Annotated in this window: 12 protein-coding genes; 1 reads left to right on the forward strand and 11 read right to left on the reverse strand. The window is 70.8% G+C overall.

Features of this window, described 5'->3' with window-relative positions; translation table 11 throughout:
- Window positions 1-7: 7 nt before the first annotated feature.
- The 8 genes from AB5J56_RS29150 to AB5J56_RS29185 all read right to left on the reverse strand — a co-directional run bounded on the left by AB5J56_RS29150 (window position 8) and on the right by AB5J56_RS29185 (window position 9,833).
- Window positions 8-1,462: a hypothetical protein gene (locus AB5J56_RS29150; RefSeq protein ID WP_369236608.1), complete on the reverse strand. Its 1,455-nt coding sequence runs from the start codon at window positions 1,460-1,462 to the stop codon at window positions 8-10.
- A 300-nt stretch (window positions 1,463-1,762) separates the two neighbouring features.
- Window positions 1,763-2,737 carry an N-acetylglucosamine kinase gene (locus AB5J56_RS29155; RefSeq protein ID WP_369236610.1) on the reverse strand — a complete coding sequence of 325 codons (975 nt, stop codon included), beginning with the start codon at window positions 2,735-2,737 and terminating at the stop codon, window positions 1,763-1,765.
- Complete coding sequence (locus tag AB5J56_RS29160; RefSeq protein WP_369236612.1) at window positions 2,728-3,993, reverse strand: 6-phospho-beta-glucosidase; 1,266 nt, start codon at window positions 3,991-3,993, stop codon at window positions 2,728-2,730. Before AB5J56_RS29160 ends, AB5J56_RS29155 begins: the two co-directional genes overlap by 10 nt.
- 8 nt (window positions 3,994-4,001) lie before the next feature.
- Window positions 4,002-4,898 carry a carbohydrate ABC transporter permease gene (locus AB5J56_RS29165; protein ID WP_369236614.1) on the reverse strand — a complete coding sequence of 299 codons (897 nt, stop codon included), beginning with the start codon at window positions 4,896-4,898 and terminating at the stop codon, window positions 4,002-4,004.
- 2 nt (window positions 4,899-4,900) lie between these two features.
- Window positions 4,901-5,842 carry a carbohydrate ABC transporter permease gene (locus tag AB5J56_RS29170; protein WP_369236616.1) on the reverse strand — a complete coding sequence of 314 codons (942 nt, stop codon included), beginning with the start codon at window positions 5,840-5,842 and terminating at the stop codon, window positions 4,901-4,903.
- A gap of 2 nt (window positions 5,843-5,844) precedes the next feature.
- The gene (locus tag AB5J56_RS29175; RefSeq protein WP_369236618.1) at window positions 5,845-7,206 is read right to left on the reverse strand and encodes an ABC transporter substrate-binding protein; all 1,362 of its coding nucleotides are present in this window, start codon (window positions 7,204-7,206) and stop codon (window positions 5,845-5,847) included.
- Window positions 7,207-7,274: 68 nt separating this feature from the next.
- Window positions 7,275-8,486 (reverse strand): ROK family protein, encoded by a 1,212-nt coding sequence (locus AB5J56_RS29180; protein WP_369236620.1) that lies wholly within the window; start codon window positions 8,484-8,486, stop codon window positions 7,275-7,277.
- A 249-nt stretch (window positions 8,487-8,735) separates the two neighbouring features.
- Window positions 8,736-9,833: a mechanosensitive ion channel family protein gene (locus AB5J56_RS29185; RefSeq protein WP_369236622.1), complete on the reverse strand. Its 1,098-nt coding sequence runs from the start codon at window positions 9,831-9,833 to the stop codon at window positions 8,736-8,738.
- Between the two features lie 361 nt (window positions 9,834-10,194).
- On the opposite strand from AB5J56_RS29185, the gene AB5J56_RS29190 reads away from it, so the two are divergent.
- Window positions 10,195-10,731, forward strand: coding sequence for an HNH endonuclease (locus AB5J56_RS29190; RefSeq protein WP_369236624.1), 537 nt, complete (start codon window positions 10,195-10,197; stop codon window positions 10,729-10,731).
- A 70-nt stretch (window positions 10,732-10,801) separates the two neighbouring features.
- Here AB5J56_RS29190 and AB5J56_RS29195 read toward each other — a convergent pair whose 3' ends face one another.
- From AB5J56_RS29195 to AB5J56_RS29205, 3 genes are read right to left on the reverse strand one after another with little or no spacing between them, the layout of a single operon-like run.
- Window positions 10,802-11,416 carry a hypothetical protein gene (locus AB5J56_RS29195; RefSeq protein ID WP_369236626.1) on the reverse strand — a complete coding sequence of 205 codons (615 nt, stop codon included), beginning with the start codon at window positions 11,414-11,416 and terminating at the stop codon, window positions 10,802-10,804.
- The gene (locus tag AB5J56_RS29200) at window positions 11,413-12,798 is read right to left on the reverse strand and encodes a hypothetical protein (RefSeq protein ID WP_369236628.1); all 1,386 of its coding nucleotides are present in this window, start codon (window positions 12,796-12,798) and stop codon (window positions 11,413-11,415) included. Before AB5J56_RS29200 ends, AB5J56_RS29195 begins: the two co-directional genes overlap by 4 nt.
- Window positions 12,795-13,580, reverse strand: a complete 786-nt coding sequence (locus tag AB5J56_RS29205; RefSeq protein ID WP_369242867.1) for an ABC transporter ATP-binding protein — start codon at window positions 13,578-13,580, stop codon at window positions 12,795-12,797. Before AB5J56_RS29205 ends, AB5J56_RS29200 begins: the two co-directional genes overlap by 4 nt.
- Window position 13,581: the final 1 nt, after the last annotated feature.

Genomic DNA, 13,581 nt, shown 5'->3' on the forward strand with positions numbered 1-13,581 from the left:
CCCCCTCTCACCGGTACTCCGACAGCCTGCGCCCGATGCCCAGCACCGCGCCCGCGGCGGCGAGCACGGCGAGCACCGCAGCGCCCAGCGCCAGGCCGGTCATCGCACCCCGGCCGTCGCTCGCCGCCTGCTTGAACTCGCTCTGCTCATGGCCGATCGCCATCTCAAGGCTGGAGTCGACGCCGGCGAAGCACACGCGGGTCGGCTGCTTCGCCGTGGAGCCGATGACCTTGTCCAGGGCGCCCTGGTAGTCGCCCGAGTCGTCGGCCTTGCGGGCCACCTTGTGACGGGACTTCCATTCCTTCATGTTGGCGGTGGCGGCCTTCACGGGGTCCGCGCCCGCCTTGTCGTCGGCGAGGCTCGCGGCCTTGGCCAGGCCCGTGGTGAGGTCGCCCATCTGCTTGTTGAAGTCGTCGTCGAAGGCGTCCACCGTGTCGCCGTTCGCCAGCTTCCTCGTCTCGGCGCCGCGGCTGACCAGGGTCAGGTTCTCGTTGCCCCGGGCCTTGAGCGAGGCGATGCGGGCGTCGTTGAGCACGTGCAGCGAGCGCACGCCGTGGTCGTAGGACTCCTCGAGCCCCGCACGGGCGACGCTGTGTCCGACGACCAGCCACAGCAGGACCACCGCGGAGGCGGCCGTCGCGCCGGCCAGTCCCTGGTTCAACACCCGGTTCGTACGGCGGTAGTTGCGTCGCTGGGCCCAGAACAGGCCGCCGAGCGCGAGGACGCCGAGACCGATCGCGGCCCATGGATAGGGCTTCGCGTCGGCGTAGTCCGAGTTCAGCCGCTGGTTCTCCGTCGTGTAGAGCTTCTCGGCCGCGGGGAGCATCTGGTGCTGCATCTTGTCGTTCGCGTACCGCAGGTAGGCGCCGCCCAGCGGGTAGCCCAGGCGGTTGTTGGCGCGGGCGCGCTCGACGAGGCCCTTGTACTCCGGCAGTAGCTTGTTGAGCTTGGCGATGGTGTCCGCGGAGGGGGAGCCGGGCTCGGAGCTGGCGGCCGCGGTGATCAGCTTGTCGGCGGCCGTCCTGATGTCGGCCTCGTACTGCTTGCGGGAGTCCGCCGGTTCCTGGCCGCCCGCGAGGAACCCGCTGGAGGCCTGGGTGTTGGCGTCGGCGAGCGAGCGGTAGATGTCCGCGGCGCCGGCGCTCAGCGGCTGGCTGCTGTGCAGCACGTCGTCCGCGGCGGCCGAACGGTCCGTCATCTGCCAGGCCGTGACCGCCCCGAACGCGATGACCAGCAGGGCGAGGACGGCGCCGATGATCCGCAGCCGCCCCGGCTCCGTCGTCGCCGCCGCGCGCAGCCGGTCGACGCCTTCCGCGAACGCCGTACGGCGTGGGGGACGGGGCTCGGGCGCGGCGGGGCCGGGCGGCGGCACCGGAGGCCCGGACTGCGGCGGCACGGCCGGCATCGTGGGCGCGCCCCAGCCGGGTGGCGCCGTGCTGTTGCCCTTCGGCGGGTATGTCACGTGACCTCCCCCATGGTCATCCGTCGGTCACCTTCAACCGCGTGCGCGAGGCACACGGAAGGAGGTACACGGCGGCAAGTATCGCCGCCGGGACTGACATCCGCACAGGCCTTGACTGGATCTTGTTCGGATTGCAGCACATCCTTCGCATGCGCGGCACACCGCCCGAGGCTCGCGCGGCACACCACCGGGACGGATGCGCAGCACAAAGCTCCCCGCACCACCCCCCTTCCCATGAATACGCGATCGGGATGTGTTCGGTTCCCTTCGGGAGCCGGGTGGTTCGCACCGGCGCCCCCGCTACTCCCTCTCGTAATGCGCCCGCACGCGCGCGTGCACCTCGGCGGGGGCCTCCATGTGGTCGAGTCCGAGCAGCACCGCGCCCAGGACCGGGCTCGCCGTGACCACTTGGGGGACCGCCTTGGGGGCGCGGTCCGCGAGGAGGTCGCGGATGCGGTCGTCGAGCTGGGGGTGGCGTGCGGCGAGGATGCTGCCGCCGAGGAGGACCGGGGTCTCCTCGTCCAGCAGGGCGAGACGGGTCAGGGCAACCGTGGCCATCGCGACCACCTCGTCCGCGAGCCGGTCGACGATCGCCCGGGCCACCGGGTCGCCGTCCACCGCGGTGGCGAACAGCACCGGGGTGAGCTCGTGCCGCCGGGGGTGCGCGATGTGCTCCAGGTGCAGCGCCTCGATCAGCGCGTACATGGAGTCGAGCCCGAAGTGCGCCGGCAGGGTGCGGGCCAGCGCCGTGGGCCCGCCCCGCCCGTCCTCGGCCCGCGCGGCGTACCAGAGGGCCTCCTCCGCCAGGCCCCAGCCGCCGCCCCAGTCACCGGAGATGCGGCCGATCGCGGGGAAGCGCGCGGTGCGCCCGTCGGGCCGCATGCCGACGCAGTTGATGCCGGCCCCGCACACCACGGCGACCCCGCGCGGCTCGGCGATCCCGGCCCGCAGGATCGCGAAGGTGTCGTTGCGCACCTCCACGGTCGCCCCCCACGCGCGCGCGTGCAGCGCGGCGGCCAACTGCTCCTCCTCCACCGGGAGATCGGCGTTGGCGAGACACGCCGACACATGGGCCACCGAGGTGACGCCCGCCTCGGCGAAGGCCCGCCCGACGGTCTCGGCGAGCGAGTCCACCGCCACCCCGATGCCCACCGTCGGCGGCCGGAACCCGCCGCCGCGCGCCGTGCCCACGATGTCCCCCGCGGCGGTCACGACGGCGACGTCGGTCTTGCTGTTGCCCGCGTCGATGGCGAGGACACCTGCCGTCATGCCCACGCGAGGTGCTCCCGGTTGTGCGCGATCAGCAGGTCGGTGAGGGTGTCGGCGTACGCGTACTGGCCGACCAGCGGGTGGGCCAGCAGCGCCCGGAACACCCGGTCGCGGCCGCCGCGCAGGGCGGCTTCGAGCGCCAGGTCCTCGTAGGCCGTCACGTTCGCCATCAGGCCCGCGAACAGCGGGTCCACCGTCGGGACGGCCAGCGGGGTCGCGCCCTTGTGCCCGACGGCCGCCTGCACCTCGATGACGGCGTCGTCCGGCAGGAAGGGCAGGGTGCCCCGGTTGTAGGTGTTGACCACCTGGTAGGGGCTGCCTCCTGAGCCCAGCAGCGAGGCCGCGAGGTCCACGGCGGCCTCGGAGTAGTAGGCGCCGCCGCGCTTGGCGAGCAGCTCCGGTTTCTCGTCGAGGGCCGGGTCGCCGTACATCTTCAGCAACTGCCGCTCCATCTCGGCGACTTCCGCGGCCCGTGAGGGCTTGGTGCCCAGCTCTCGTACGACCTCGTCGTGTGCGTAGTAGTAGCGCAGGTAGTACGACGGGACCACGCCGAGGCGGTCGACGATGCTGCGCGGCAGGCGCAGGTCGTCGGCGACGGCGTCGCCGTGCTCGGCGAGGAGACCCGGGAGGACGTTCTCGCCCTCGGGACCCCCGAGCCGCACACTGGTCTCCCAGGTGAGGTGGTTGAGGCCCACATGGTCCAGATGCACATCGGCGGGTGCGACGCCGAGCATCCCGGCGAACTTCCGCTGGAAGCCGATCGCCACGTTGCACAGCCCGACGGCCTTGTGCCCGGCCTGGAGCAGCGCGCGGGTGACGATCCCGACCGGGTTGGTGAAGTCGATGATCCAGGCGTCCGGGTTGCTGCGGCGGACCCGCTCGGCGATGTCCAGCACCACCGGCACCGTGCGCAGCGCCTTGGCGAGGCCGCCCGCGCCCGTGGTCTCCTGTCCGACGCAGCCGCACTCCAGCGGCCAGGTCTCGTCCTCCTGGCGTGCCGCCTGACCGCCGACGCGCAGCTGCAGCAGCACCGCGTCGGCGTCCTCGACGCCCGCGTCCAGGTCGGAGGTGGTGACGATCCGCCCGGCGTGCCCCTGCTTGGCGAAGATCCGCCGCGCCAGCCCGCCCACCAGCTCCAGCCGGTCGGCGGCCGGGTCGACGAGGACCAGCTCCTCGATCGGCAGGGTGTCCCGCAACCGGGCGAAGCCGTCGATGAGTTCAGGGGTGTAGGTGGACCCCCCGCCCACTACTGCCAGTTTCATAGTCAGCGTCAGCCCTTCACTCCGGTCAGCGTGACACCCTCGACGAACGCCTTCTGCGCGAAGAAGAACACGAGGATCACAGGGGCCATGACCAGCACGGTCGCGGCCATGGTGAGATTCCAGTCGGTGTGGTGCGCGCCCTTGAACGACTCCAGGCCGTAGGAGAGGGTCCAGGCACCGGGGTTCTCGGACGTGTAGATCTGGGGTCCGAAGTAGTCGTTCCAGGCGTTGAAGAACTGGAAGAGGGCGACGGCGGCGATGCCCGGCTTCGCCATCGGGAGCACGACCCTGAGCAGGGTGCGCAGATCCCCGCAGCCGTCGACCCGGGCGGCGTCGAGGTACTCGTTCGGGATCGTCATCAGGAACTGGCGCAGCAGGAAGATCGAGAACGCGTCGCCGAACGCAAGCGGGATGATCAGCGGCCACAGGGTCCCCGACAGGTCCAGCTGCTTCGCCCAGAACAGGTACATCGGGATGACGACCACCTGCGGCGGCAGCATCATCATCGAGATCACCAGCATGAGCGAGAGATTCCGCCCGCGGAAACGGAACTTGGCGAGCGCGTACGCCACCGGGATCGACGACACGACGGTCAGGACGGTGCCGAGACCGGCGTAGACCAGCGTGTTCCGCCACCAGGTGAGGAAGCCGGGGGTGTCGAAGACCCTGCGGTAGTTGGACCACTCCCAGGTGTGCGGGATCAGGTCGCGGCTGAGCGCCTGGGAGTCGCTCATCAGGGAGGTCAGCAGGACGAACACGAAGGGGAGGGTGAAGAAGAGGGCTGCCGCGAGCCCGAGGGAGTGCACGGCGATCCACTCCAGGAGAGCCCTGCGGCGGGCCGTGCGCTCGGCTGGGGAGACCGCCGGCTCCTTCAACTCCACCGGCTTGTCCAGTACTTGGGTCATGGTCAGTCACCTGCCTGGATGAGACCGCCCCGGCGCCGCATCAGGAACGCGGTGAACACCATCGACAGGGCGAAGAGGACGAGGGCGACGACACACGCGGATCCGTAGTCGAAGCGCTGGAAGCCGAGGTTGTAGATGAGCTGGGGCAGGGTGAGCGTGGACTTCTCCGGGTAGCCCGGCTCGAACTGCGTACCGGCGCCCTGGATGACGCCCGAGGCGACCTTCCCGGCGATCAGGGGCTGTGTGTAGCACTGCATCGCCTGGATCACGCCGGTGACGACGGCGAACATGACGATCGGCGAGATGTTCGGGAGCGTGACGAACCGGAACCGCTGCCACGCAGACGCGCCGTCCAGCTCCGCCGCCTCGTACTGCTCCTTGGGTACGTCGAGCAGCGCCGCCATGAAGATCACCATCAGGTCGCCGATGCCCCACAGGAACAACAGGGTGAGGGCCGGCTTGGACCAGTGCGGGTCGTTGAACCAGCCCGGTGCCGGGAGGCCGATCTTCTCCAGCAGGGAGTTGACCGGACCGGTGCCGGGGTTCAGGAGGAACGCGAACGCCATGGTCGCGGCCACCGGCGGAGCCAGGTAGGGCAGATAGAAGAGGGTGCGGAAGACGCCCGTGGCCGTCTTGATCTTCGTGATGAGCATGCCGACCCCGAGCCCGAACAGGACCCGCAGCGTGACCGTCACCAGGACCAGCCACAGCGTGTTGCGCAGGGCGGGCCAGAAGTAGGGGTAGTGCTCGAAGACGTACGTCCAGTTCTGCGTGCCGCTCCACGTCGGCGGTTTGAAGCCGTCGTAGTGCATGAACGAGAAGTAGACCGTCGAGAGCATCGGGTAAGCGAAGAAGACCGTGAAGCCGATCAGCCAGGGCGACATGAAGGCTGCCGTCCTGAATGCCGCCCGGCGGCGCTTGGCGCGCAGTGTGTACGTGCTCATGGCTACTTGGCCTGCGCGATGTCCGTGTCGATCTGCGCGGCGGTCTTCTTCAGACCCTCCTTGAGGTTCTTCACCTTGCCGCTCTCGTAGTCGTAGCCGAACTGCTGGATCGTCGACAGGTACACGCCGCCGTTGACGGAGGCGGGCGACGTGGTCGAGTTCGGGTCGGCGGCGATGTCGAGGAAGGTCTTGAAGCGGGGGTCGTACTTCAGCTTGGGCGACTTGAGGGCGGCCAGCGTGGAGGGCACGTTGTGGATGCCGTTGGCGAAGCCCACGACGGCGTCCGTGTCCGTGGTCATGTACTTCACGAACTCCCAGGCCGCGTTCTGCTTCTTGCTGGTGGCGGCGATGCCGGCGATGGTGCCGGTGATGTAGCCCTTGCCGTACTGGTCCGCCTGGTCGTCGGGGACGGGCAGCGGCGCGACGCCGATCTCGAACTTGGGCTTGGCCTCCTCGGCCATGCCCAGCCGCCATTCGCCGTCGAGCTGCATGGCGACCTGGCCGGTGTGGAAGGGGTGCTTGGGGCCCCACTCGTCACCGAGCTTGGAGCGGTAGGTCTCCAGCTTCTGGTAGCCGCCGAGTTCGTCGACGAGCTTCTTCTGGAGCGTGAACCCGGCGGTGAACGCGGGGTCGTCGGCGAGGTCCGACTTGCCGCTCTTGTCGAAGTACGTCGGTGAGAACTGCCCGAAGTAGTGCTCGGTCGTCGATTCCCAGCCGTGGTAGTTCGGCATGAAGCCGAGCTGCTTGAAGCTGTCGCCCTCGGGGATGGTCAACTTCTTCGCGTCGGCCGTGAATTCGGACCATGTCCTGGGCGGGTTCTTGATGCCGGCCTTCTCGAACGCGGTCTTGTTGTAGTAGAGCCCGTACGCGTCGCCCAGCAGCGGCACCGTGCAGCGGTTGCCGTCGAACTGGGTGTACTCGTTCATCGTCTTCGGGAACGTCGTCTGCGGATCGATGTCCGCCTTCTTGAAGAAGGGGTTGAGGTCGACCAGCGCCCCGGACGAACAGAACTTGCCGACGTTGTTCGTGGTGAACGAGGAGATGACGTCGGGGGCCTTGGAACCGCCGCTGCGCAGCGCCTGGTTGATCTTGTCGTCGGTCATGTTGCCGACGATGTTCACGTGGATGTTGGGGTGCGCCTTCTCGAACCCCGCGACCAGCGACTTGACGGCCTTCACCTCGTTCGGCGCGCTCCAGGCGTGCCAGAAGTTGATGGTCGTCTCCTTGGACGCGTCGTCGTTCGCGCCGGCGTCGGACTGGCCGGTGCAGGCGGTGGCGAGCAGGGCCAGTGCGGCGCAGGCGGCGAGAGCGGCGGCCGCCCTCCGGGACACTTCGGGTACGGCTTTCCAAGAGTTTTCGGGCATGACGGTGTCTCCCAAAGGCGTGGCAGGGCACGGTGGTGAGGGTGAAGGTGGGACTGCGAGGGACGGGCTCAGCGCGAGGTGTCGAACACCTCGTCGCGGGTGGCTGCCAGCGCGCTCTCCAACGCGCCGCGCAGCACGGGGTGTTCGGGTACGTCGCCGACGACGAGGCGCGGCCGGGACGCGGCCAGCTCCTCCAGCTCGTCCTGGACCAGGGCGCGCAGGGTCTCACCGCCGGCGGTGAGCGAGGCGCCGCTGAGGACGACGAGTTCGGGGTCGAGCACGGAGACGAGTGAGGCGAGACCGGTGGCGAGACCGGTCGCGTACGTCTCCAGGAGCAGGCGGTGGGGTCCTTCGTTGCGCTCGGCGGCCTCGGCGACGATCTCCGCGGCCGCCTCGGCGTAGTGGCCGCCCGGCAGGTCCTCGATGCCGAGTGCGCGGGCGAGCTTGGGGATGGCCTGCGAGCCGGCCAGCTCCTGGTAGCCGCCGCTGTTGGCCTTGGTCACATGGCGGACCAGGGGCGCGCCCGGCACCGGCAGGAAGCCGACCTCGCCGGCGCCGCCGGTCCAGCCGCGGTGCAGCCGGCCGCCGAGGACGAGGGCGGCGCCGAGACCGCCCTCGTTCCACAGCAGCACGAAGTCGTCGTGGCCGCGGGCCGCCCCGAGCCGCTGCTCGGCGATGGCTACGAGGTTCACGTCGTTCTCGTACTCGACCGGCATCGGGAGCGCGGCGGCGAGTTCGTCGAGCAGGCTGGGGGAGTGCCACCCCGGCAGGTGCGAGGCGTAGCGCAGCCGGCCGGTGCCCGGGTCGAAGGCGCCCGGGGTGCCGATGACCACCCGGTGGATGTCGTCGCGCGCCAGCCCCGCCGCCTTCACCGCCCCGTCGAGGGCTTCGGTGACCTGGCGTACGACGGGCGGGGCGGAACGCTTTTTGGGCGTGGGGAGTTCGTACTCGCCGACGGTCTTGCCGGTGACGTCCGCGACGGCGGCGAGGATGCGCTCGGGGGTGACGTCCAGGCCCGCCGCGTGGGCCGCGCCCGGATTGACCACGTACAACTGGGCGTTGGGCCCCGGGCGCCCCTCGCTGGTCCCCGTCATGAGGACGAGCCCGGCGGCTTCGAGGCGGGCCAGCAGCTGCGAGGCGGTCGGCTTCGACAGGCCGGTGAGCTTCCCGATCCGGGTCCGGGAGAGCGGACCGTGCTCCAGCAGGAGGTCGAGAGCGGCGCGGTCGTTCATGGCGCGCAGAACGCGCGGAGTGCCCGGCGTACCGGCGGTTCCAGCCATGCGTGTCGACACCTGCCTTTCCACTGGCCAGCTTTCCAGTGATCGGGTGGGAGTGTCCATCACGTGATCACTGTTAGGAAAGTTTCCTATTGGTGAGAGGAACGTAGGCCCGGGGGATCGGGGGCGTCAATACCGGCCACCGGCGGCAATCAAGTCGTTACGTGACGGCAGGCGTGCGGGCGTGCGTCCAGCGGGCGTACGACAAAGGGGGCGCCCGGAGAGTTCCGGGCGCCCCCTTTCGCGTACGTGCTACCGCGTCACCGGCCGCTGCGGAGTGATCGGCGTGGCCGCCTCCGCCTGCGGGGACGCGGAGTTGGCGTACACCGACGGGGCCGCGACGGTCGCCGTCGGGTCCGGGATCTCGTCCTCCGGCTGGGCCGGGAGGCCGCCGACGAGGCGGATGTCGGCCGCGTCGAAGGCGCGCTTGACGCGCCAGCGCAGCTCGCGCTCGACACCCACCGACTTGCCCGGCATGGTCTTCGCCGAGACGCGCACGACCATCGAGTCGATCAGCACGCTGTCCAGGCCCAGCACCTCGATCGGGCCCCAGAGCAGTTCGTTCCAGGGCTCGGCCTTGCTCATGTCCTCGGCGACCTGGTCGAGGGTGGACTTCACCCGGTCGAGGTCCTCGGAGGACTTCACGGTCACGTCCACCCCCGCCGTGGCCCAGCCCTGGGAGAGGTTGCCGATGCGCTTGACCTCGCCGTTGCGGACGTACCAGATCTCTCCGTTGTCGCCGCGCAGCTTGGTGACGCGCAGGCCGACCTCGATGACCTCGCCGGAGGCGACGCCCGCGTCGATCTGGTCACCGACGCCGTACTGGTCCTCCAGGATCATGAAGACGCCGGAGAGGAAGTCCGTCACCAGGTTGCGCGCGCCGAAACCGATGGCCACACCCGCGACGCCGGCGGAGGCGAGCAGCGGGGCCAGGTTGATCTCGAAGGTGGCCAGGACCATCAGCGCGGCCGTGCCCATGATCAGGAAGGACGCGACCGAGCGGAGTACGGAACCGATGGCCTGGGAGCGCTGGCGACGGCGCTCCACGTTCACCAGCAGGCCGCCGAGCGCGGTGCCGTCCACGGCCTGGGCCGTGCGGTTCATGCGGTCTATCAGCTTGGTGATGGCGCGCCGTACCGCCACTCTCAGGACCGCCGCGATCACCAGGATCAGCAGGACGCGCAGACCGATGGCGAGCCATGTGGACCAGTTCTGCTGGACCCAGCTCGCGGCGTTGGTCGCGCTTTCCTGGGCGTCCTGGAGCGTGGGCGTCGTCGGGTCCGTCGAGGTCGCCGAGGGGGACGGCGAGGGGTCGACGGCCGGCAAGGCCGACAGGACGGTCGAGAACAAGGCAGTACCTCCAGGCGTAACGGTCTGCCCGCGGCAAGGAACACGGCAACGAACGCGGCGGGGAACACCGCAGGCGGCACCCTGTGTGACGGGTGACACGACAGGGACACGAGAGGGGCACCGGTCGGGCAGGCCCACCACACTATCGGGGCATTGTGTGTGGATCGTTGCCGTGTTCGAGGGAGAGACCGTGCTCACCTGGGGATGAACAGGATGTGGTCCCGGGGATGTAGAAGGTGTGGTCGAAAACACTCCCAGCCCGTTACCGGGACATGGTGGCGCTTCCACCAGGCATGAGGGGAGACTGACTACAGATCGTCCCGGCGCGAGCCACGCGCCGCCGGCGTACAAGGAGGCATCCGTGCCGCATGTCCTGGTCCTCAACGCGTCGTACGAGCCGCTCGGCGTCGTACCGCTCCGCCGTGCGCTCGTCCTCGTCCTCGAGAACAAGGCTGTCTGCCTCGAGGAATCCGGCGCCTTCATGCATAGCGCAACCGTTTCCGTCCCCGCTCCCAGCGTGGTCCGGCTCAAGAGGTTCGTACGGGTCCCCTACCGGGGGCCCGTTCCGCTGACCCGTCGGGCACTGTTCGCCCGCGACGGCGGCCGGTGCATGTACTGCGGTGGCGTCGCAACCAGCGTCGACCACGTCATCCCGCGCAGCCGCGGGGGTCAGCACGTCTGGGACAACGTGGTGGCGTCGTGCCGCCGCTGCAACCACACCAAGGCCGACCGCCACCTGGTCGAGATCGGCTGGCGCCTGCGCCATAAACCCGCCCCGCCGACGGGGCTCGCATGGCGCATCATCGGAACCGGGCATAGGGACCCGCGCTGGCTGCCGTACTTGCAGCCGTACGGCGCGGAGGACGCGATGGCCCGGATCGACGGCATTTCCGCCTGACGATCCGGGCTTTTACGTACCCGCTGGTACGTACCCGCCGGTCCCGTTCCGAAGGGCCCCGCGCCCACTGTCAGGCGCGGGGCCCTTCGGAACGGGCGCCGCGCGCCGCGTACAGTGCCGTGCCGATCACGAAGAGTGCCAGGGCGACGGCCCAGGCCCCGTGCTGCGGCCCCGACTGCATGGGCCAGGTCAGGGCCGTCTCGGTGCGCATCCGCGGCGCGGAGGCCGAGAAGTACACGGTGCTGAAGTACAACGTCGTCGGCAGCCAGCTCAGCCGCGCGCCGATCAGCACCGCCGAGAGCGCCGTCAGCCCGCTCGCCCCCAGCGTGTTGCGGACCATCCCCGTGGCGCCGAACACCTGCGAGTGCCCCGGCACGGCGAGAGCCAGCGCCGCCGCCGCCAGCGCGGTGAGCAGCAGGAGATGGGTCAGGCGCCTCGGCCACCACGGTCGTACGGCGGTGTCGTCCAGGTCGGGTGCGTGCGAGTGGAGACTCACACCGATCGCGGCCGAGGCCAGCAGCGGGGCGAGGGAGAGCAGCGGGACCCTGCGGTCGGGGTCGACGTAGACGTCCGGGCGGCTCGCCACCCACAGGGTGAGCAGGGTGGCGAAGACGAGGGCGGCCAGCGCGGCCGGGATGCCCCGGGAGCGGCCGTAGAGGGCGAGGGGAGTGGAACGGGCGTTCACAGGGCCGGCACCTCGCTCGCCTTCGGGTCGCAGTCGCCGGCCGTCGCGAAGTACGCGCTCAGCCAGCCGCGGCGCTCGTCGTCCGGCATGGCCCTGAGGTGCTCGTAGCCCTTGACCTCGGCGCCGAGCAGGGCGATCTCCTTCTCGTCACCGCGCTCGCGCGCGCTCGCCACCGACTGGTCGTGCATCGCCTTGTCGATGCGCCGCGGCGCCAGCCAGCGCACCAGCGCGTAGTCCGCAACCCTGGTCCGCTCGGCGGACGGCATCTTCTCGCAGTCCCCGCGGACCAGCGCCGTGGCCGCCTCCCACGTGTACTGCTCCGGATCGGTCACCTTCGCGCGCACGGCACTCCAGCCGAACGGTGTGAGCATCGGCAGCTGGGCCTCGTCCTCACGCGGCTCGCCTGGCCGGTCCTCGAAACGGACCGGCAGATTCTGTACGCCCTTGAGGCGGCCCGTGAGCCCGGACAGGGCGTCGGCGACCTCCGGCAGCATGCCCGGGTAGGTGGCGTTGACGCAGATGCGCGGGGTGGTGGAGTCGTTGCACACCTGGCGGCGCGCGAGCGGGTTCTCGTGCACCAGACCGTCGCCCGTCTGGACCAGCAGGACGGCGGCGCCGAGCGCGGCCGTGAGCGGGAGCAGCGCGGTGGCCCGGCGGCGGGCGGCATGGGCCAGGGCCGCGGCTGCGGCGAGCCCGGCCACCCACAGGGCCGCGACGAGCGGGTACCACCAGAGGTGCAGGTCGTCGTGGTAGTAGCCGCGCACGGCGGCGAAGGCGAGATAGCGAAGGTCGGACTGCGAAGCGTTGAGCAGTCCGAAGAGGACGTATGCGGCCAGCGCGAGCGCCGGGGCCGTCAGCCGCCAGGGCGCCGCCCGCCCGATCACATGGCCGAGCAGCACGCAGGCGCCGAGCGCGACGGCGGTTCCGGCGAACACGGTCGGCTCCGGGCCGCCCGCCGACGCGTACGGCGCGCAGGCGAGCAGCGCCCCGGCCACCGCCAGCGCGTACGCCGCCATGAGCCAGGCCGCGAGCGGCAGGGCGGCGGTCAGGAACTGGGCCAGCGGCGTACGGGCGGCCGAGGCGCGCAGCTCCGTCATCCGCCGCCGGTGCTCCCGGCCGCCCTGCCAGGCACCCGCCGCGAGGGCGAAGGGGGCGCCGATCAGACCGGCCGCGATGGCCAGCTTGCCGGTGGTCTCTCCCCAACTGCCCTGCCACTGATCCGCCGAGGTCCCGAGCCCCCAGCCGAGCGCCACGAACAGCGCCGCGGCGGCCCAGGGGGCGAAGCCGCGAAGGGACTCGGTGCGCAGGGGGTGTGGAGCGGAGGGGGGCTTCGGCGGTGCGGGGGCGGTGCCGGGCGGCGTTTCCAGCGTCTGCGTACTCATCGCGCCGCTCCCGCCACAGCGGTGCGGTGGCCGCGCAGGGCCGCCGTATAGCCGCGCTCGAACGCGTTGCCGTCGCTCTCGTCGCCGTACACGCCGAGGGCGGCCAGCGACGTGGGAGTGCCCCGGTAGGCGACCCGGCCCGCCTCGATCAGGGTCACCTCGGTGCAGGCGGCGGCCACGTCCTCGACCAGGTGGGTGGAGACGATCACGGTCGAGGACCGGCCCAGGTCCCGCAGCAGCGCGCGGAACTCGACGCGCTGCTCCGGGTCGAGGCCCGCGGTGGGCTCGTCGAGGAGCAGGATGCGGGGTTCGTTCACGATGGCCTGCGCGATGCCGAGGCGGCGGACCATGCCGCCGGACAGCGTCCTGACCTTGGAGTCGATGCGGTCGGCGAGCCCGACCCGGGCCACGGCCCGCTCGACGGCGGCCGGGGTGGCGGCGGCCGGCAGCTCCTTCAGCCACGCCACGTAGGCGACGAACTCCCGCACGGTGAAGCCCGGGTAGTACCCGAACTCCTGGGGCAGATAACCGAGTTCACGGCGTACGGCGCTGCGCTCGCGGTGGCCGCGCAGGTCGCCGCCAAGCATCTCGACCCGGCCGTCGGAGGGCGCGGCGACGGTCGCGAGGACCCGGATGAGGGAGGTCTTCCCGGCGCCGTTGGGGCCGAGCAGGCCGTGCACGCCGGGACCGAAGTCCAGGTCCACGGCGTCCAGGGCGGTGGTCCTGCGATGGCGGACGGTCAGGCCGGAGAGACGTATGGAAGGGGGCGCATGCTCGGTCATG

The organism is Streptomyces sp. R21 (assembly GCF_041051975.1).
In the GTDB taxonomy this organism is placed as follows: Bacteria; Actinomycetota; Actinomycetes; order Streptomycetales; family Streptomycetaceae; genus Streptomyces.